18 protein-coding genes are annotated in these 20,090 nt (G+C 55.5%); 6 read left to right on the top strand and 12 right to left on the bottom strand.

Annotated features, from left to right (window positions below; all coding sequences use genetic code 11):
- Nucleotides 1-760: 760 nt before the first annotated feature.
- The 5 genes from V7Z75_RS08820 to V7Z75_RS08840 are packed head-to-tail and all read right to left on the bottom strand — an operon-like array spanning nucleotide 761 to nucleotide 3,814.
- Nucleotides 761-1,372, bottom strand: coding sequence for a pilus assembly PilX family protein (locus V7Z75_RS08820; RefSeq protein WP_334108247.1), 612 nt, complete (start codon nucleotides 1,370-1,372; stop codon nucleotides 761-763).
- Nucleotides 1,369-2,406, bottom strand: a complete 1,038-nt coding sequence (locus V7Z75_RS08825; RefSeq protein WP_334108248.1) for a PilW family protein — start codon at nucleotides 2,404-2,406, stop codon at nucleotides 1,369-1,371. Before V7Z75_RS08825 ends, V7Z75_RS08820 begins: the two co-directional genes overlap by 4 nt.
- Nucleotides 2,403-2,855, bottom strand: coding sequence for a type IV pilus modification PilV family protein (locus V7Z75_RS08830; protein ID WP_334108249.1), 453 nt, complete (start codon nucleotides 2,853-2,855; stop codon nucleotides 2,403-2,405). Before V7Z75_RS08830 ends, V7Z75_RS08825 begins: the two co-directional genes overlap by 4 nt.
- Entirely contained in the window at nucleotides 2,846-3,385 is a 540-nt protein-coding gene (locus V7Z75_RS08835; RefSeq protein ID WP_334108291.1) for a GspH/FimT family pseudopilin, read from the bottom strand. Before V7Z75_RS08835 ends, V7Z75_RS08830 begins: the two co-directional genes overlap by 10 nt.
- Nucleotides 3,386-3,388: 3 nt before the next feature.
- Nucleotides 3,389-3,814 carry a type IV pilin protein gene (locus tag V7Z75_RS08840; RefSeq protein ID WP_334108250.1) on the bottom strand — a complete coding sequence of 142 codons (426 nt, stop codon included), beginning with the start codon at nucleotides 3,812-3,814 and terminating at the stop codon, nucleotides 3,389-3,391.
- A 365-nt stretch (nucleotides 3,815-4,179) separates the two neighbouring features.
- On the opposite strand from V7Z75_RS08840, the gene fae reads away from it, so the two are divergent.
- A complete protein-coding gene (gene fae / locus V7Z75_RS08845) occupies nucleotides 4,180-4,731 on the top strand; it encodes a formaldehyde-activating enzyme (protein WP_334108251.1) in 552 nt (183 codons plus the stop codon).
- Between the two features lie 76 nt (nucleotides 4,732-4,807).
- On the opposite strand, the gene mutY is transcribed toward fae, so the two are convergent.
- From mutY to V7Z75_RS08870, 5 genes are all read right to left on the bottom strand, one after another.
- Nucleotides 4,808-5,899: an A/G-specific adenine glycosylase gene (gene mutY, locus V7Z75_RS08850; RefSeq protein ID WP_334108252.1), complete on the bottom strand. Its 1,092-nt coding sequence runs from the start codon at nucleotides 5,897-5,899 to the stop codon at nucleotides 4,808-4,810.
- 10 nt (nucleotides 5,900-5,909) lie between these two features.
- The gene (locus V7Z75_RS08855; RefSeq protein WP_334108253.1) at nucleotides 5,910-8,594 is read right to left on the bottom strand and encodes an AsmA family protein; all 2,685 of its coding nucleotides are present in this window, start codon (nucleotides 8,592-8,594) and stop codon (nucleotides 5,910-5,912) included.
- Between the two features lie 150 nt (nucleotides 8,595-8,744).
- A complete protein-coding gene (locus V7Z75_RS08860; protein ID WP_334108254.1) occupies nucleotides 8,745-9,569 on the bottom strand; it encodes an undecaprenyl-diphosphate phosphatase in 825 nt (274 codons plus the stop codon).
- Nucleotides 9,570-9,663: 94 nt separating this feature from the next.
- A complete protein-coding gene (locus V7Z75_RS08865; protein WP_334108255.1) occupies nucleotides 9,664-10,059 on the bottom strand; it encodes a YidB family protein in 396 nt (131 codons plus the stop codon).
- Nucleotides 10,060-10,091: 32 nt separating this feature from the next.
- Nucleotides 10,092-11,237, bottom strand: a complete 1,146-nt coding sequence (locus tag V7Z75_RS08870) for a pseudouridine synthase (protein WP_334108256.1) — start codon at nucleotides 11,235-11,237, stop codon at nucleotides 10,092-10,094.
- A gap of 517 nt (nucleotides 11,238-11,754) precedes the next feature.
- Here V7Z75_RS08870 and V7Z75_RS08875 point away from each other — a divergent pair.
- Both V7Z75_RS08875 and V7Z75_RS08880 read left to right on the top strand, forming a co-directional pair.
- Nucleotides 11,755-13,728 carry an LTA synthase family protein gene (locus tag V7Z75_RS08875; RefSeq protein ID WP_334108257.1) on the top strand — a complete coding sequence of 658 codons (1,974 nt, stop codon included), beginning with the start codon at nucleotides 11,755-11,757 and terminating at the stop codon, nucleotides 13,726-13,728.
- Complete coding sequence (locus tag V7Z75_RS08880; RefSeq protein WP_334108258.1) at nucleotides 13,725-14,507, top strand: phosphatase PAP2 family protein; 783 nt, start codon at nucleotides 13,725-13,727, stop codon at nucleotides 14,505-14,507. Before V7Z75_RS08875 ends, V7Z75_RS08880 begins: the two co-directional genes overlap by 4 nt.
- 183 nt (nucleotides 14,508-14,690) lie before the next feature.
- Here the strand turns inward: V7Z75_RS08880 and V7Z75_RS08885 are convergent, their stop codons facing one another.
- Both V7Z75_RS08885 and V7Z75_RS08890 read right to left on the bottom strand, forming a co-directional pair.
- Nucleotides 14,691-15,164 carry a hypothetical protein gene (locus V7Z75_RS08885; RefSeq protein ID WP_334108259.1) on the bottom strand — a complete coding sequence of 158 codons (474 nt, stop codon included), beginning with the start codon at nucleotides 15,162-15,164 and terminating at the stop codon, nucleotides 14,691-14,693.
- Nucleotides 15,164-16,174, bottom strand: coding sequence for a hypothetical protein (locus tag V7Z75_RS08890; protein ID WP_334108260.1), 1,011 nt, complete (start codon nucleotides 16,172-16,174; stop codon nucleotides 15,164-15,166). Before V7Z75_RS08890 ends, V7Z75_RS08885 begins: the two co-directional genes overlap by 1 nt.
- 117 nt (nucleotides 16,175-16,291) lie before the next feature.
- Here V7Z75_RS08890 and V7Z75_RS08895 point away from each other — a divergent pair, with 117 nt between their 5' ends.
- From V7Z75_RS08895 to V7Z75_RS08905, 3 genes are read left to right on the top strand one after another with little or no spacing between them, the layout of a single operon-like run.
- Nucleotides 16,292-17,965, top strand: a complete 1,674-nt coding sequence (locus tag V7Z75_RS08895; protein ID WP_334108261.1) for a sensor histidine kinase — start codon at nucleotides 16,292-16,294, stop codon at nucleotides 17,963-17,965.
- 5 nt (nucleotides 17,966-17,970) lie between these two features.
- On the top strand, nucleotides 17,971-19,362 hold the full coding sequence (locus V7Z75_RS08900; protein ID WP_334108262.1) for a sigma-54-dependent transcriptional regulator: 1,392 nt from the start codon (nucleotides 17,971-17,973) through the stop codon (nucleotides 19,360-19,362).
- Nucleotides 19,363-19,418: 56 nt separating this feature from the next.
- Nucleotides 19,419-20,078 (top strand): protein-L-isoaspartate O-methyltransferase family protein, encoded by a 660-nt coding sequence (locus tag V7Z75_RS08905; RefSeq protein WP_334108263.1) that lies wholly within the window; start codon nucleotides 19,419-19,421, stop codon nucleotides 20,076-20,078.
- Nucleotides 20,079-20,090: the final 12 nt, after the last annotated feature.

A 20,090-nucleotide genomic window follows, 5' to 3' on the forward strand; every position in this document is an offset into this window, starting at 1 on the left:
CACATACTTCGAGCTTACTTGTTGTGCAATACTCCTTGGGGTTAATCAGAAAATAATGAGGGTTACCATCCTGAAAATTTCTTCCGGAAGCATATGTGCTATTAGGCCAGTCATAACCAACACGGTTGGAATTTGCAACAGTATCAATGCCATTCCGTTTGCAATCGGAAGAGCTTGAGCTTTTGCAATATTTACGCTCAGGATATTGATTCAGGATATTTGCAGTTGTGGAACTCTGGGCGCAAGTATCATTATTGATAGAGTGGCCAGCCACTCTCACTGCCTTCCATCCATTGGTATTGGCGCTATTCATGGCTGGCAGCGTTTGTGATACATCGCATGGACTAACTGGTGGCGTATAGCTGATGGCTGGATTGTAGTAAACCGTATTGACAAAAGAGCTGTAAATTGGAGGATCTCCACCATTCGTAGGTTTACCCCCATTGGTTGAAGTACCCTGACACGTTGTATTCATCAAGCCACTACTCGTCCAACATTTACCAGTTGTTGCCAGATAATCCGGCATGTAGTTGTAATTCATACTTCCCGAATCATCCAGCACAAACATTACGTTTGGGCGTACTACTGTGCCGGAGGCGGTAGACATGGGGTTACTGGAAATATCCGTCACCTCGGCTTGCGCGCTCCATGCGGAAGCTATCAGACAAACAGTAAGCAAGACGGCTTGCCAGCAGAAAATTCGTTGAGTTGATCGTGTCATTTTTTGCTCCCCTGGAAACGCTGGATACTTAACTTGTAATTACACCGGAACCATCACGGTTGCCTGGACAATGCTTATAGTGTTGCGTGGTCCGAGCACGCGGGCGGTAATGCGGTAGTACACGGATGGATTGGACTGATATACGGCAGCACCAATTTGCAGGCTGCTACCCAGCGTGGCGTTGGTTGCCGGCGCTTTTGATAATGATGTCGAGCATGAATTAGTCACGCCCGCGCCATCTTCCCCGTTATAAGCGCCTGTAGTGCGACAAAGCCTATGGATAAGGTATTGCACGCGGTTTCCTGCTGCATCCGTGCCTACATCCACCGCATTGCTCCAGATGGCATTGCTGTACCAATCCGGCTCGGTATTGAGGGTATTGGCAACATATCCTTGCGTCAGGTTGCTGTCATTGAGCGCATTGCGATTGTTGTCCAGCCACACCAGAGCCGCCTGCAAACCGCGGTCGGCAGACATGGTGGCGGACTGCTTGAAAGCAAGATTACCGGCAATGACGTTGCCAGAGTCGACCGCACGCCAGAGGGCAAGCGCGGCCAGCGTCATGGCGATCAACACAATCAAGGCCACCATGAGCACTACGCCGCGCTGGGTGGCGGCAGAAGCTGTTGTGTATGAGTGTGCGATCTTCATGTGGGCGGCTTCCATAGGATATTGCGGATCACCACGGTGGTTTCAAACACGCGATAACGATATTGCTTCCAGTCTTCCCGAGTGGTCACATTGTGGAAGGTGCCGCCTACCCAGGTGGGAACGTCATCCGTCACCGTACTAGCTTCCCTTTTGCTGCTGCGGCTCACCAGCCCGATACGGACAGCCATGACCTTTTCCCATTCATCCCAACTGATGACGCCGTTGCCATCGAGATCAGGGGAAGTACGGTATTCATCCACCTGCCCCTCACTATCGCCATCGACATTGATGCCGTAATCCGCCTGCAAATCCACAATGCCATCAGCCACAATCTCGGTTTCTCCGGTGATCTCGGAGAATACCCGCAAACCTTGATCCACAATGGAATAACGGTTGCTGACCGGGTTCTTGCCCATGTTGTAGATTTGGGCCCCTGTGCTGAAAACCTGGCTGCCATGGAAACGCGCGGTGCTGGCATTCTGGATATCGTTCTGGTAAGGGTTGGCTGGTGTGGTCGTAATCTGAGCCAAGTCACAATCCTGGCCTGGCGTTGCGGCAACGATCAGATCGCCCACGGTAAAGCCGAAACGATTTGTCACGGTATAGACAGTATTGGACCCGGTCACCACGGAATTTTTCATCAGAGCCGCCGGGCTAGTGACCATGCTGGCATTGCTGTAGGTCAATTGAATCTCGTCAGGCGCCGTATCCAGTCCCTGGGTAATCACGGCAGGGGTAAACAGGAAACGCACATCACGCCCCGTGTTGCTGTCAACGCCTATCACTTGGCAACCCAGGTTCTGCGATACGTTCATGCCATACCCGGCCTGCCTGATGTCACGCTCGATCGCCAGCAAGGCCAGCGCGCCATTCTGCTGCGCATTGCCGCCGCTGCTCGTGGTACGGTTGCTGTCCTGCGATACGGACAGCACTTGCGCAATTACCAGCAGGCCAAGCAAACCTATGGTCATGCCGACCATGATTTCCACCAGGCTGTACCCGTGTTGAGGTTTCAATATCGTTATTGTCTTCATGGCGCAGCATTGTTGTTGATATAGGCAACAGTGGTGTAACTGTGCGGCTCTGTTTCCGAGGGCGGTTGCCAGAACACGGTGACCGTAGCGGTATAGCCCGCAGTAGCATCACCAGCAATAAGCACCGTAGGCGCCTGGGTTTCAGCGCCTGGCAATCGGTTTTTCACATCTGCCAGCCAGGCAGCCAACTCGGGAGAGCTGCCCCCTGGCAAACCATAATTGTTGATCTGCGCCGACCCTGAAGCCCAGATGCTGGCAACCAAGCGATTAGCCAGATAGCTCGCCTCCAGACGATATTGGGCATCAGACACGGTTCTCATGGAGCTGGCCTGCAAACCGATGATTGCCAATATCCCCATGGAGAACACCAGGATAGCAATCAGCCCTTCCAGCAGGATAGAGCCGCCCTGCGCAGCACGGCGCTTGGCATGAATATGATTTAGGCGCATATACGCGGGTCTCCGGCTGCTGTTACATTGGGATCACAGAAATGCACACTACCGCCCCTGATCAGAATGCGTAGATTCCGGCTACTGCCTTCATTGGCATCAATATCGATCTGGCGCATGACATTGCTGCCGTCATTGTTGTACGTCACCCGGCCCAAGCCATTGAAGGTCACGCTCGCGGCTCCTGCTGGATCGACCTCGATACTCACCTTGGCCGCACCCTCCACGCCTTCCTTGCTCTGGATGACTTCAGGACAGTCGTCCACGCCATCATTGTCATCATCTGCCACCACCACTTGGCAGCCTATTTTCCAGGTGGCATTTTCATTCAGCGTGAAAACGACATTGGTATTGCGACGGATCGCTTCCGCCCGCGCGAGCTGCAATCCGGTATTCAATCCTTCCGCCGCCGCCCGGATCTGGAAATTCAACAGCATTTCGCGGAAACTTGGCACGGCAACAGCCAATAGGATAGCCAGGACAAACAATGTCACCATCATTTCCACCAGAGTGAAGCCTTGTTGTCTCATCACCTAGCAACTCCCGCCATGTTTGGTGATCCAGCAATTCGCAGGCACTGAAGTATCGGGAAAAGCAGTGGTTCTTCGTACATTATCCTGATTGATCGTGAACTCAAAGCCGCTCATACCTTGGGTTGCTACACCAGCCGCAGTGATAAGAAAAGTCTGATTTCCGCTGGGTGTGCTGCATGCATAGCTAAAATGTTGTACTGCGGGACTCGTAGGCATGGTGACATCCTCACAGCTATAGCGGCGCTTGTCCTGATAGTTACGCTCCATGCGGTTGCGCAGGTCAGATAGTTGTGAAATAGCTTCAGCTACTTTGGCACGAGCCACATAGCGCGTATAGGACGGCACAGCGATAGAGGCCAGGATCGCGATGATCGCCACCACGATCATCAGCTCGATCAACGTAAAGCCTTTTTGCACAGAACTCATACAACACTCCTTTTTGTCAGGATGCATCATGCAACGCAAACCCGCCTGCTTTCCAATTCTTCCGACAAGCGGCAATACCATGCCGATAAACGGTATAACGAACTGGAAAAGCGGGAATTTAGCCTGATGCGCCATATTTATGACTATCTTCTTTTTCTGTCATGTCGCCTTGTGGTAGAAAGTGCAACATTCACTACCTCCTTAGGAGTAGTGGCATAAAAATATTCTTTATTATCATCAGGATGCTGGTTAATCATCACTACTTGCAACATGCTCCGCACCCCTTGTTGGTTTGACCCGGTCCTGCTGCTTGGGTAGACTCGCTTTTTTCGTTATCCGATTACCACTGCTTAAAGGAAACCCTGATGTCAAAAATCGTTTTCAAGTCTGGCGAAGCCACTATTTTCAGCGAAGGCAAGGACGTTACCGCCGCGATGCCAGAGATCGTGATTGGCGCGGTTGACGGTCCTGTCGGCCAGGCATTTGCCAACCTGATGGCGCAAAGCAAGGGCCATTCCGCGATGTTTGCTGTGCGCGATATCAATCAGCAGGTTCGCCCTGCCACCATGATGGTGCCAAAGGTAACCTTGAAGGATTCCACCACCATCGGTTTGTTCGGCGGCGTGGTTCAGGCTGCAGTGGCTGATGCTGTGCTGGATTGTGTGATCGAAGGCATTATCCCCAAGGACCAGGTCAACGATCTGTGCATCATCAACCTGCTCTGGATTGATCCAGGCTGTACCGCGCTGGAAAACGAAGGCAAGCTGGACAAGGCCGATATGTACAAGAACAACTACGATGCCACCAAGCTGGCGATCAAGCGCGCGCTGAACGATGAGCCTTCCATTGATGAACTCATCGCCAACCGTCGCAAGATCAAGCATTGCATGTGGGACGAAAGCTGGGGCGAAATCTAAGCCAGTCCAGTCACAGTGAATGAAAAAAGCCCGTTCAGCGGGCTTTTTTATTGCCATCGTCCACGCAAAACCAGGATCAAACCAGCAACAATTGAGCTTGTTCCGCATGAGGTTCCTGATGCATGCGCACAGATAGCATCTGCAGAATCCTGCGCACAGGCACCGGTAATCCTGCACCAATAGCCTCGTCCAGCGGCATCCACTGCCATCCTGCTTCCTGCACTTGTAAAGGCAAAGCAGTGACCGGCATCAGATTAGCGCTGATATGTAACTTGAAATGAGTAAATATGTGAGTAAGCCGCACCAGGGATTCTAGCTTTTCTCCCTGTACACCCAGCGCTTGCTGACTCCATTGCCTACCATCCTGCTCTGGCGCCAGCTCCGGCAGGCTCCATAATCCGCCCCAGACCCCGCTGTCAGGACGCTTTTGCAGTAACACCCGGCCTTCATGGGTGATGACCAGCATCTGCACGGCTTTTTCCGGGATGGCTTTTTTCGGCTTGGAGGCAGGCAGTTCGCCGACGCGGTCAGCCAACAGCGCAGCGCAATCTTCCTGCAATGGGCAATTCGCGCAGCGCGGGCGGCTACGCACGCATACCGTCGCCCCCAGGTCCATCAGTGCTTGCGCGTAGGTTCCCATTTCTGTCTGGGGCTGCATGGCTTCCGCGATCTGCCACAGTTTTTTCTCGACCGCGGGCAAGCCGGGCCAGCCTTCCATGAGAAAATAGCGCGCGAACACGCGCTTGACGTTGCCATCCAGAATCGGCTGCGGCAAGCCGAATGCAAACGATGAAATGGCGGCTGCAGTAGAGCGGCCTATGCCCGGCAGGGCCTGAATGGCTTCAAAGTCGCGGGGAAATGTTCCGCCGTGCAGGCTCATCACTTGCTGCGCGGCCTTGTGCAGGTTGCGCGCGCGCGAGTAATAGCCCAGGCCGCTCCAATGCTGCATGACTTCGTCCTGGCTGGCGGACGCGAGGCTTTCGATGGTGGGGAAACGCTGCATGAATTTCTGGTAGTAACCGATCACTGCCGTGACTTGCGTCTGCTGCAGCATGATCTCGGAAACCCAGATGGCATAAGGATCGTGCATATTCTGCCAAGGCAGGTCATGCCGTCCGTGCTGTTTCTGCCAGGCAATCAGCCTGTCGGCGATGGGAGGGTATTGCAAGGCGGGCAATTCAACGCCCCAGCAGGTTCTGCAGTTTTTGCTTGACCTTGTCTTTCGGCGCATCGGCTGGCGCCGGTGATTCACTTTCAGCACTTCCCTGGCTCTTGTCACTCTTGTTCTTGAGTAGGGATTTCACCGCTTCCTCGCGGTTGCCTTCAAGCAGGTTCTTGACTGCCTCGCCCTTGGCGCCGCCCGCGCCTTCCAGCAGCTTGTTCTTGGCAATCGCGGTTGCCAGACCGGCAAAATCGATCGCGTAGGCAGGCTTGCTGAATGTTCCTGTCAGCTTGATCGGCACAGTCAAGCCATTAAGTTCCTGCAGATCGGCCCCGCCCTGCCCCTTGAGCGAGGCGACCACGGTAGGCTGCGCGAGATAGTTCAGGCTTTCATTGGCGATATCGATATCGCCCTTGCCTGCAATGCGGAACAAGGGCGCCTTCATATCAAGGTCGTCGTTATGCGCCACGCCGCTCTTGATATTGAAGCTGGCAGACATTTCGCTGAAGTCGGTCTGCTTGGTCTTGTCGCCAGCAACATTGGTCTGGCCTTTGAGCGCATTGAGCTTGTCCTTGACGCCGCGCAATGTCCCCGCGATATCGATGCCCTTGACCGCGCCGTCCTTGAGGTTGAGCGCCGCCTTGCCGTTCAGCCCTTTCTTGAGGGAGTTCACGGTATCTCCGCTGGTGGTGATATCCAGGCTCAGGCTGCCCTTGCCGTGCAGCATGTCGTTGTTGATGGCATCCGTCAGCAAGGGGCCGATCGCAATGCTCTTCATCTCCTGCTTGACGGCAATTTGCGGCGTGCCGCGCGCGTCCACCGTCAGGGCGCCGTTCATGGCGCCCTCGTAGAGGCTAGCGGAAAAAGGGGCGAGCTCGGCCACCCCCGAGTCCGCCTTGAGCTTGATGCGCACATTCGTGCTTTTGACATTGGCGACCTTGAGCGCCCCGATGCGCAGTTCGCCATCCGCATTCAACTGGCGCAACGCGCTGAGGTCTATCGGCGCGTCTTCCTGCGGCTTGCCGGCGGCTGGCGCAGGCTTCTCGGGCTTCGCTTCGGAATCCGTGATGTAGCGGTCGGCGTCCAACTTGTCGATATCCACGTCGAAATGATAAATCGGCCTCTCGAAGCGGCTGATGCCGAACTTGCCCTTGACCGTGGTCTCGTCCAGCTTGACATTGAACGGACTGACATTCAGCGCCTTGCCATCCGCCTTGATGCCGAGATTCAGGTTCGACAGGTGGAATTTCTCGTAAATGATGCTGCCGATATTAATGTTGCCCTGCAGCAACAAATCCTTCAGCGCAGACAGGTCCGGCGCTCCGGCATCCGCCGCAGGCTTGGCCGCTGGTTTGCTGGCCGCCTGGCCCTTGCCCGCATTGCTGCCCAGCAGCTTGTTGAGGTCCAGCTTGTCGCCGCTGAGGTTGAAACGGATATCCGGCTTGGCAAACCCGGCCACGGCCGCGTCGCCTTTCAGCCGCGTATCCTCGACATTCAGGTTGAAGTCGCTGCGCACTTTCTCCTGCTTGACATCGGCCAGCACGGCAAGCGCAAACTCGCCCTGCGCCGCGCCCTTGGGCAGCGCCTTGTCCTTGATATCGATCTTGCCAGCCAGCTTGGGCAGCTCGAATACCAGGTCTTCCAGATTGCCCTTGAACGGCGAGGAGAACTTGCTTTCCACGCTCCGGTCCGGCTGTTTCAGGTTGAATTCGCCGCTGACACCGCTGCTCTGCACTTCCCTTGGCGAACCCTTCACGTCCGCAAGCGCCAGTTGCGCCTTGAGGCTGTCCCCGGCTTTTTCCTGGCTGAACGCCAGCGCGGCCTTGCTGCCCGATACTTCGTCGTTTTTCACGATCAGCTTGGGCGCGGTCAGCTCGGCGGTCAGCCTGGCATCGTTGAGCTTGCCGCTCATAGCCAATTTCAGGCTGTTTACCAGGAACTCCATGGTGTCCGGCTTGGCGTCCACATCGCCGCTGATGCGAATATCCGCATCCTGCACATCGGCCAGTTGCCCCTTGACCGTCGCATCCAGCTTGCTGACGGCGAAGTGCTTGGCTTCCGGGTCGGCCATGAAATTGCCCTGCAGCTTGACCTTGGCTTCCACCTTGGGGGCGCTGACGCTCACGTCGAAATCGCTGGCCAGGTCGAACGGCGTCGCCAGCGCAACGCGGCCGGTCTTGAGGTTGAACTGCTTGACGGCGTAAGTGCTGCCTGCCGCCTCGTCCGTGAAGCTCACAGCGGAATTGCTGACGTTGATGCTGGAGATATCGAAGGTGATTTCTTGCGAGGATTCTTCCTCATCATTACTCAACAGATCATCGAAATTAGTAGTGCCGTCCTTGTGCCGCACAATATTGGCGCGCGCGCCATCGACATACACCGCGTCCACCACCAGCTCTTTCTTCAGCAGCGGCATCAGCGCCACGGAGACCTTGAGGCCGTCCACGGCAGCGAACTCCTTGTCGCTGTTGTGCTCGGAAAGGGAGATTTTGCCCAGATCAGCCCCCAGCTTGGGCCAGAACGCCAGCTTGATATCACCCTCGATATTGAGCGTGCGCTGCTTTTTGTCCTTGACCAGTTGCACGATCATGGGCTTATAGTCGTTCGGGTTGAAAGTCGCGGCAAATAACGCCACGACGATGACCAGACCCAAAATAATGCCGCCTAGGCCAAACAAGGAATATTTAAGGATTTTATTCATAACCTATCCTGTTTTGATTGAGCGAGAACAATAATCTACCAACAGCCAAGGAATGGCTATCACCGGGGAAACCAGCATCCCGCGTTGGCTCACGCAGCGAACCAACTAGTGTAAAGCCGCGATGCAAGGTAAACGATCAGCGCGCTGCCATCAGGCTTCCGACCACTCCACCCAGCCGAAATACCAGGTCGCCAGCACAATCAGGCCAAAGACGATACGGTACCAGGCGAAAACAACGAAAGTGTGGTTGGAGATAAACTTGATAAAGCTCTTCACTGCCCACATACCAGCAACGAAGGAAGCAATAAAGCCAACCGCAAACACCGGCAAGTCTTCCAACCGCAACAGCTCCCAGTTCTTGTACAGGTCGTAGACAGTGGCAGCGAACATGGTAGGAATGGCGAGGAAGAAGGAAAACTCCGCTGCTGTCTTGCGCGACAAACCGAAGATCAGGCCGCCCATGATGGTGGCGCCCGAGCGCGAAGTACCGGGAATCATCGCCAGCGCCTGGGCGAAGCCGACCTTGAGCGCATCACCCCAGCGCATCTCGTCCACGTCGTTGATGCGCGGATGGTAGGTGCGCTTTTCCACGTACAGGATAATGAGGCCACCAACCACCAGCGCGGTGGCAACGGTGATCGGATTGAACAGCAATTCCTTGATGGTGGAGTGGAATATCAGACCGAGCACTGCAGCTGGCAGAAAACCGATGATCAGCATGCCGACGAAGCGCCGCGCTGACGGTTGCGTGGGCAGGCCGGTAGCGACCTTGATCAGGCGCGCACGATACTCCCAACACACGGCGAGAATAGCAGCCAGCTGAATAACGATTTTGAATACCTTGCTGGTGTCATCGTTGTAACCGAGCAGGTCGCCGATGATGATGAGGTGGCCGGTGCTGCTGATGGGGAGAAATTCGGTAGCACCTTCCACAATGCCGAGGATAAGTGCCTTGAGTAATAATAAGAGATCCATGTCATGTCATCTGTTGTTGATCTGGACGGCATAGGTCATGCCGCATGTTGGCAATTCTGCGTGGAGCATTCCCCCCGCCACCCCGCAGAATCCATTAACCCTTGAGTAGGGAAATTGCCCGTGCCATCAACTCCGCTTGGCTGCCGGGCAGCTTGCCATCCGGACTGAGCTTGTCGATGGCTTGCGGCAGGTATTCCGCGAGCTTGCTGCCGAAATCATTAGCTGGCATGGAAAATTGCGCCGCCATCGACTTGACCAACTCAGCGCCAAATACCTGCACTACCTGCTGCGCGCTCAATGGCAAATTACTGCCGGATCCCAGCCAGGATTCAACCTCGGCGCCCAGGCCATGCTCACGCAATTTCTCCAACACCCCCTGCGGGCCGCCGTTCTTGTTTATCAGCTCCAGCCCGGCCTGTATCATCGGGTTGCCACTGCTCCCGGCCACCTTGTTCATTACCGTGCCTGCAATACTATCGAATAATCCCATTTACCTTCCTCTACAATCTGTTCTGATACTTGCTAGAAACGCTCTCCTGGCCGCAAATAGCGCCACATGCCCACAGGCAGCTTGCCTAATACCACGCTGCCAATGCGCACGCGCTTGAGCCCGACCACAGTCAGCCCGACCAGTTCGCACATGCGGCGAATCTGACGCTTGCGGCCTTCACGCAACACAAAGCGCAATTGATCTTCATTCTGCCACGACACTTTGGCAGGCTTGAGCTTGACGCCATCGAGACTCAAGCCATGATTGAGCTTTTTCAGGCCATCCTCGCTGAGCGTACCGGTCACGCGCACCAGATACTCTTTCTCGGTAGTTGAATCCTCACCGATCAAATGGCGCGCGACCCGCCCGTCCTGGGTCAGCACCAAGAGTCCGGTGGAATCGATATCCAGGCGTCCGGCAGGCGCCAGACCACGCAGGTGTCCGCGCTTGAATACGGTCTGGCTAGGGTCTTCCGGCCATTGATTGTCCGGGTGCACCAGCACGGACGCTGGCTGATAACCATCCTCTGCCTGGCCAGACACGTAGCCCACCGGCTTGTGCAGCAGGATAGTCACCGTTTCCGCTTGATGCTTGCTCGCTTCCTTGCTCACCTTGATCTCGGCATCAGGAGATACACGGGTGCCGAGTACATCCACCACTTCACCGTTCACCGTCACCCAGCCATTGGCGATGAATTCGTCTGCCTCGCGGCGCGAGCACAAGCCAAGCTCGGCCATGCGTTTGGATAACCTGGGCAATTCCGGCTGGCTGGCAACGGGTTGAGGTGAAAACTTGGGATTGGTCTTCCTGTCCTGATTGAACTCGCCCGGCTCGAACCCGTCGCGCTGCTTGCCGCCGCGACGCGGTGTGTCACGGTCGGCAAATTGGCGTGGCCTGTCGTCCTGTTTGCCATAAGGCTTTCGAGGATGCTGTGCTGCTGGCTTTGGCGCAGGTTTTTCTGCAGCATTTCTGCCAGCACCTGGCCTTGTCCTTCGCTCCGCCTCAGCAACCTGCCGCGCAGGCTGTCTTGTTTCTACCGCACCTGCCGGCGTAGTTTTCGTCACATACTCTGGTGCTGTCGTACGCGAACGCTTGGCGGGATCGGCCCTGCGTACCGGCGGCTTGCCAGGATTCTTGGGCGAAGTTGCTGCACCAGGTTTCAATTTAAGCGTGGTCATGATGTGATTTTAGCATAGCAGACCACCTCAATCCGGCTCATGCATGAGTACATTGGGAACGTGTGTGAAACTCAAGTTTTATTCCAAAAGTTATAACCTTGATCAGCCTTCTTGCGTTTAAACGGTCTTGATCTGTTAACCAGTGCCGCTGGCAAGGTACTTACACCATACTGAATATCGCCACCAGCAATCTCGGTGAAAAAATATTGGCAGACTGGATTTGACATCACAGCCCTACTTACCGGGCGTAATAACCGTCAGTTAAGCAAGCCTGCAGACAAATATCCCTTGGACATTTATTGCAGTAAACGTAAGTCATCATGCAAAAAATCCCGCAATTTTTGCGGGAAATTTATGACTGTTTGGTTTCATCAGGCAAAACCCTCGTTTCTCACTGTGTTAATTTTATCAATGTAATCATAGTATTGGATAGCTTTCCTTCATTTTCATGAAAACTGTAGCGTGATGGAATGATGTTTGCCCTTTTGGATAGGTCTTGTTCAAAAGGGAATAGTGGATGTCTGTTACTCAACCGTCGGTGGAAAGTCCAACACCATTACGGCGCGCATGGCCGTTAAGTCTGGTAATTGCGATGGTAGCTGCTGTCTTGTGGCTGGCGTTGCGTATTGTGTTATGGCTGGATCTTGGAAGCACCAGGCCTGGCTGGGGAGATAGCCTGCATGCACTGGCACTGGGTGCCTGGTTTGATGCCTGGACATTGGCCTATCTGGTAGCTCCCTTATTGGTGTTCAGCGGGTTGCTGTCCAACCGGCTGCGTACCAGCCGGGTTGCCTGTTTCCTGCGCTGGGGATTTCTCTGGGCGGCAGTGGCGTTGCTGATTTTCGGCGTGGTGGCTGAATTCATTTTCTGGCAGGAGTTCACGACCCGCTTCAACTTCATTGCTGTGGATTACCTCGTATATACCCATGAGGTGCTGGGTAATATTTGGGAATCCTATCCTGTGCCCTTGATACTGGCCGTGATCGGGCTTGTGGCGACATTTGCAGTGTGGGGTATTTCCCGCGCGGTGACCATCAAGGTGCAGCCGCACGGCTGGCGCAAGCGTCTGGCATTGATTGGACTGAGTATTGTATTGCCGTTGGCTGCAACGCAGTTTGCCAATCTGGACCAATCAGAGAGCAGCAACCACTATGCGGAAGAGTTGGCCGGAAACGGTTTATTCACGTTTGCTGCCGCTATGCGCCGCAATGAACTGGACTACGATAAGTTCTATGCGACGCTGCCTGAGCAGCAGGCAGCACAAGTGCTGGCCCGTCTTGGCGTCCATTCTGGAGCCATTGCAGATATCCGGCAGGGCGACCAGTCAGGCGTAATGCAAGTGGGTAGCTTGCCGGCTAATTTTAAACGCCGCCCCAAAAACATCGTGCTGGTGACGGTGGAAAGCCTATCCGCAGATTATCTGGGAAGTTTCGGCGGCAGGCCGGGCCTGACGCCCGCCCTGGATAAGCTGGCCAGTGAGGGCCTGAAGTTCAGCAACCTGTATGCAACCGGCACGCGCACAGTGCGGGGATTGGAGGCCTTGTCGCTGGGCACGCCGCCGATTCCAGGCCAGGCCATCATCCACCGCCCGAATAACGAACACCTGGCGACCTTGGGCCAGCAATTGAAGAACCATGATTACAGGAGTTTCTTCATCTACGGCGGCTACGGCGTGTTCGACAACATGAATTACTACTTCCGCAATAATGATTACCAGGTGATTGACCGCACGGATTTCCCTGCCAATACGATTGCCGCGGAAAATGTATGGGGCGTGGCGGATGAAAGCCTGTTTGCCAATACCCTGGTGGCGCTGGATAAGGCGGATGCAGAGGGACGGCCTTTCATGGCGCAGATCATGACCACCAGCAACCATCGGCCTTACACTTTCCCCGAAGGGCGAGTGGATGCAGCGCAGGGCACGCGTAGCGGGGCAGTAGCCTATACCGATTATGCCATCGGCCATTTCATTGAGCAGGCTCGCAGCAAGCCCTGGTTCAAGGATACCTTGTTTGTCATCGTCGCCGACCATTGCGCCTCGGTGGCGGGCAAGACCAGCCTGCCGGTGGCCAAATATCATATCCCGTTGATTTTCTACGCGCCTGATTTGCTGGTGCCCGGCACATATGACCGTCTGGCAAGCCAGATGGATATTGCCCCGACGCTGATGCAGGTGCTGGGCGTGTCACCATCGCAACGCTTTTATGGTGAATCATTATTTGCAGCGCAGCTTGGCGAGCCGCGCGCATTCATCAGCAATTACCAGGATCTGGGATATTACAAGCGTGGACAATTGATTGTGCTATCTCCCAAGGGCAAGGTGCAGGCATTCCATATCGATCCCAAGGATTTCGAGGCTACGCCGGTAGCCGTGGATGAAACGCTCAAGGAAGAAGCCATTGCGTATTACCAGAGTGCTTCGCATGCTTTCCAGCAGGGTAAGTTGAAATATGCCTCCCCAGCTTTTTCCAGCAACAGGAGCGCTCTATGATCAAATCCATTAAATCCGTGCAGGTAGCGCCCTGGAACCAGGTTGCCGTATTCTTGTTGCTATCCATGACGGCGATCCTGGCGCTGGAATATTTCACTAATATCGACATCTGGCTGGAGGACTGGTTTTTTGATGCGGCACTACAGGATTTCCCCTGGCGCAATCATTGGTTTGCCACTGATTTTGCCCACGGTAGCCTGAAAAACGTCATTATCCAGAGCGGCACCCTGCTGCTGCTGGTGATGCTGATCGACCAGGTATGGCGCATCAAGAGGATGGATCATTTCTGGCGTTACCGCCTGCAGATCGTCGCCTGGTCTTCAGTGCTGGTACCCGCCGTAATCCGCGGTATCAAGCGCTTGTCAGTATTGAATTGTCCTTGGGATATAGACCGCTATGGCGGTCATGTGCCATACCTCAAGCTATTCGACCAGGTGCCCGCGGGCTGGGTGCCCGGACATTGCTTCCCTGCCGGCCATGCCAGCACCGGCTTGTGGCTTGCCGCGCTCTGCGTGTTCTGGTTGCCGCAGAGTCCGCGCAAGGCATTCACGGTATTCTGGGTGGGTTTATCCGTAGGGCTGGCGCTGGGATGGATACAACAGATGCGTGGAGCGCACTTCCTGAGCCATACCTTGTGGTCAGGCTGGATTGCGAGCGTGATCGTTGCCGTGTTGATCGCCATCTATCAGCGCAAGCTGCTGGCTAATCCCACCACGACCACTTCCAACTGGAAGCAGCGATTCAAACTACGCATTCTTGGAAAATCTGACACGCCATGATCCAGACTTTTACTTGGCACGCCAACTAGTTGAGATAATGACCGGACAGGTCAGCGACCCTCTCCTTGTATTTGCCAAAAGGTGCGATGCGTGCACCCAGAAGATCAAAGGCTCGCGCATCTACGTCTTTTACCTTTTTACTGGAGTCTGACACTCGTTGATCTCTTGATCAAAACAGGCGCATCAAAAACAGCTCAACACCGGCTGGCTATATGTCAGGCTCCCATCCGCCAGCAGCCAGGCTACCGCTTTCACGCGGGCATCCACCTGACAGGCATCCACATACCCTATCGAACCGGGCGTTTCCGCCACATAGCGCAGCATGGCTTCCTGCGAGCGCACGACGTGCGGTGGCGTGGTTCCATGAAAATAGAGCGCGTTCCAATACTCCACCTGGTCTTCGGGCAAGCTGTCGAGTATCGACTGGGAAAATCGGCGGCGCAGGGCGTTCTCGGGCAGCAGATTGACCGGCTCGATTCGCCTGCCGCTTCCCCAGTAAAGCTTCTTGCGCCAGAAGATCAATGCTAGCTCTGCCTTACTGGAGTTACGCAGGTTTTCCGACTTGGGTACGATCACGGCAATCGTTTCCGCTTCCTCGGCAAGCACCACAGGCGGCACCAGTTGCAAGCCCAGCAGAATACATAGCCAAAACCGCATCAGAACAACACCGCAAACGAAGCCATGAAGCCCTTGGTCGCTTCGGGGCGTTCCTCATCGCCGCCCACATACTCAAGTTTGAGCACCCTGGATGCAACCGGCCTCCACGCTGCTCCAAGCACCCAGCGCTCGGCAGAGCCTTCTGCTGGATGCTTGAAATTCTCCAGCCGTCCAATGGCAAACCAGTTGTCACGCAAGGGCGCGACCACTTGCAGGTACGCTCCGCTCCCGCCCTCATGTCCATCGGTGGCATAACGCTGCAATGCCTCGCCGCTGAACTGCCAGCCCTTGTGCTGCACCATGAAATCCAGCCCGGCCATGCGGTAGCGGGTCGAACCCTCTTTGCGGTCTTCCACCGTATCCAGCAGGGACAATCCCCAGTTGAACTTGCCGGTGATCTCGAACCGCATGCCCTTGCTGTCCTTGTAAGGAATACCGCCATCGCGCTCGGGATGACGCTCCTGCAATGCTTCGATAAAGAATTTGTATTCAAACGCCTTATCCGAGAACGGCGCTGCGCCATAGAACATGACGCCATTCATGGCCTCGGGCGACAAGCGGCTAGTGACCAGCGGACGGGTGGAAGTCCAGACCAAAGGAGCGGCATGGATGACGTTCCAGCGCCCCATCGGCGTCAGAAAACGTCCGGCACGGAAATTGAGCTTTTCGGAAAGGTTGTAATCGAAATAAAACCGCTCGACATCCAGATAGGAATCCCGGCCTGTCGTTCCCTCCCCGCTGTACCAGCTAAGCGGCTTTTCGGCTTCCACTTCGGAGAAGAATCGCAGGCGCCCGCCATTGTCCCAGGTCACGAACAGGCTGATCTCGTTCAGCCTTGCATCGGCCTTGCCACCCGGGTGCAGGTTGATGCCAGCACTGGAATAGCCGCCCAACCCGAACCCATCCAGAAAACCAGGCCCGGCATCCTCTGCCTCTCCGGCAACGGCAATCTTGCAGACACCCTGACTCAAGACTACACTGGCGGCAAGCAGCAAGTGCATAATGCGCATGTTTTTCTCCGGAAAGCTACATGTGGATTCCACTCCAGGCCCATATTCCCCATCCATTGCCAGCGGCATCATGATCTGGACCCTATTTCAACAGCCGGTATTCTCGCATTGATTGATATGTTGCGGAAAGCGCCCTCCATCCGGCATTTATTGCTGTTTGCCTTCCTTCTGGCGGTGCTGTTGCCTAACGTACTCATCACCGGCCTTGCCTTTTATGAAGCTCGGAGCACGCTCAAGGATGCAATACAGAACGGCATGCAGACCCAGGTGTCCGCCACGGCGTTGGAAATTGACCGCATGATGTTCGAGCGCTTGCAGAATATTTCCTCCTGGAGCACGTTGGACGTGATGCAAGATGCCCGCATCGGCGATATCGACAAGCGCCTCTCCAGCTTCCTGACCGAGCTCAAGGGTAGCTACCTGGATATTTACATCGAACTGTATGTCATCAACCGCCAGAACATCATCATCGCCTCCAGCAACCCCGCCCAACTGGGGAAATTTGCCCCTAGGCTGCAACCCTGGCTGCATACATTGATGCAGCACAAAGTAGTCAAACTGGGGCAGATCAACAACAGCCAATTGCCGATTTATACCGATATCAACGATGCCTTCGACGACGACAAACCGTTGGGGACGCTGGTCGCAGTATTCAACTGGAACCAGATTCACCAGATTCTGCGCAGTGGCATTTCCGGACGCAGCGCCGCAGCCCTGTTTGCCCAGGACAACATCATCTCGTCAACAGAACGCTGGGCCAAAACCCAGGCGGCGCACAAATTGATGGCGACTGCGCCCACCAGCGGCTATGAGGGTTACCGCGGCTTTAACTGGCAGGTCAAGATCGCCCAGAACCGGTCGCAAGCACTCACCCCGGTACGCCAGATGGCCTATATTTTTGCCGGCTTGCTGGTGGTGACGGTTTTGCTGGCGACCGTAATCGCCATCCCGGTCGCGCGCGCCATCAGCCAGCCAGTGGCGCGCCTGACCGAGTTTGCCACGCGCTTTCTGCGCAATCCCAGCGCTACCTTGCCTCCAGCAGGGGGGCCAGAAGAAATCGCGGAAATGTCCCGTGCCTTTGCCAAGATGATGGAAGACCTGGACAATTCCAAGCAAAGCCTGACCAGAGCCGCCAAGCTGGCGGTAGCCGGAGAAATGGCAGCAGCAATGAGCCACGAGGTGCGCACGCCGCTGGGCATCCTGCGCTCATCGGCGCAGCTGCTGTTGCGCGAACCCAACCTGAGCGCGGAAAGCCAGGAAATCTGCGGCTTTATCGTCAAGGAAACCGAACGCCTCAATAAACTGGTCAATACCCTCGTGGACTCAGCCAAGCCGCGCCCGCCGGAGTTGTCGCCCTGCAATATTACCGAGCTCGTCACCATGTGCGCGGGCATGTTGCGCAGCCAGGCCTCCAAGAAAGGCATCGCCATTGAGATTGTGGACAATCCACCCATCGTCTGCGATTGCGATATCGAACAAATGACGCAGGTCATCCTCAACCTGCTGCTCAATGCCGTGCAGATATTGCCGGAACAAGGCCATATCAATATCCAGTTGGAGGAAACGGCAGACCATGTCCGTATCCTTGTTGCCGATGATGGTCCGGGCGTCGCGCCGGAACACAGGGAGCAGATTTTCGACCCTTTTTATTCCCAGCGTAACGGCGGTATCGGCCTGGGGCTGGCGATCGTGCGCCAGATCATCCTGGCACACCATGGCACCATCCACGTGCAACCCGGTCCCAATCATGGCGCAGAATTCGTCATCCAGATACCGCGCAATGGAGTGTAAACATCATGAATAAACTTAAAAACATCCTCGCGCTGGATGACGAACCCAGCATGCGCCGCCTGCTGGAAATCAGCCTGAAACAAGCCGGCTATCAACCCGTGCTCGCGGAAAACGGGCGCGAGGCGCTCGATATCCTGCGCCAGGGCGGCATAGACCTCATCATCAGCGACCTGCACATGCCGGTCATGGACGGACTCAAGCTGCTCTCCGTCATGCAGCAGGAGCATATCGAGGTTCCCGCCATCATCGTCACCGCCCAGGGCGAGATTGCCACCGCGGTCGAGGCCATGAAGCTGGGCGCCAGCGATTACATACTGCGCCCGTTCGACCTCAGCACCCTGGAAATCGCCATTGACCGCGCCCTTTCGCTGAGCCGGTTGAAACTGGAAAACCGCTACCTGCGCACCGAAGCCAGTCAGGATATCCAATTGATCGGGCAAAGCCCGGCCATGCAGAAACTCCTTCTCGCCATCCGCCAGGTTGCCCCGGAAAAAGCCACTACCTTGATCACTGGCGAAACCGGGACCGGCAAGGAGCTGGTTGCCCAATCCATCCACCAGCTCTCGCCGCGCAAGGATGCATTATTCGTTGCAGTGAATTGTGCGGCAATTCCGGGAGATATGCTCGAATCGGAATTATTCGGCCATGAGCGCGGCGCGTTCACCGGCGCGGTAAAAACCCGTATTGGCAAATTCGAACTGGCGGATGGCGGAACCTTGTTCCTTGATGAAATCACGGAAATGCCTATGGCACTGCAAGCCAAGCTGCTACGAGCATTGCAACAGGGCGTCATTGAGCGCCTGGGCAGCAATCGCGATATCCAGGTGGATATCCGCGTGCTTGCTGCGACCAACCGCGACCCATTGCAGGCTATCGCCGAGGGAAAATTACGCGAGGATCTCTACTATCGCCTGAATGTATTTCGCATTGATTTGCCGCCATTACGGGAACGTGTCAGCGACATCACCGCTCTGGCGGAGCATTTCCTGAAGCCGCGCGGCCTTGCCTTGTCTGCCCAGGCCCAGCAAACGCTACAAGCCTATCGCTGGCCGGGTAATGTCCGCGAATTACAGAATATCCTGGAACGGGCCGCCATCATCTGTGCGGGCCAGCCCATCGGCCTTGAGCACTTGCCCACTGATATTACCGGCCATGCGCCAGCAGTAATAACAACCAATGTTGCGGACAGCGGTCTTCCCCGCAACCTGTCGCTCCCACTCGCCACTGAAGCGTTGGAAAAAGATATGATCCGTGCCGCCTTGCAGCAAACCAATGACAACAAAAGTCGTGCTGCCAGGCTGCTGGACATCAGCGAACGCTCACTATGGTACAAGCTGAGTCGGTACAAGCTGGATGATGGCGACGGTCAGGTTAGTGGCACCGAGACTATCCCTTGAAACTCTGCCGCCTGACGCTATAATCGGCAGACCGACAGCCATGTGATGGAAATGCGATGCAACACAATGTAGAACAAGCCCGCTTCAACATGATAGAGCAGCAAATCCGCCCGTGGGAGGTGCTGGATGGCACTGTGCTGGAGTTGCTGGGCCAGGTACCACGCGAGGATTTTGTTCCCGAGCAGTACAAGGGTCTTGCATTCGCGGACATCGAAATCCCGATCGGTTTCGACCAGACCATGCTTTCCCCCAAGATGGAAGGCCGCATTCTGCAATCGCTGGCCATCCAGCCACCAGACAAGGTATTGGAAATTGGCACTGGTAGTGGTTATTTCACCGCCCTGCTCGCCTCGCTCGCGCGTGAAGTGCATACCGTCGAGATCATTGATGATCTGCGCAAACAAGCACACGAGCGGTTGGCACGCCACCATATCGACAATGTGGCCCTGCATTTGGGTGATGGCGTCAATGGCTGGGAAGGCTATGGCCGTTACGACATCATCGTCTTTACCGGCTCGTTGGCGCTGCCTCCCACTGCTGCCGCACAGCAGCTCAATGTCGGCGGCAAGCTGTTTGTCGTCATCGGCGAAGCGCCTGTGATGGAAGCCACCCTGATCCGCCGCATCAGTGAGGATGTATTCCGCCATGATGTGATCTTTGAAACCTGCCTGCCACAGCTCGACAATGCGCCACAGCCGGAAAAATTCAGCTTTTGATCATAAAAAAAC

It is taken from the genome of Methylobacillus sp. (assembly GCF_036844465.1).
GTDB lineage: Bacteria > Pseudomonadota > Gammaproteobacteria > Burkholderiales > Methylophilaceae > Methylobacillus.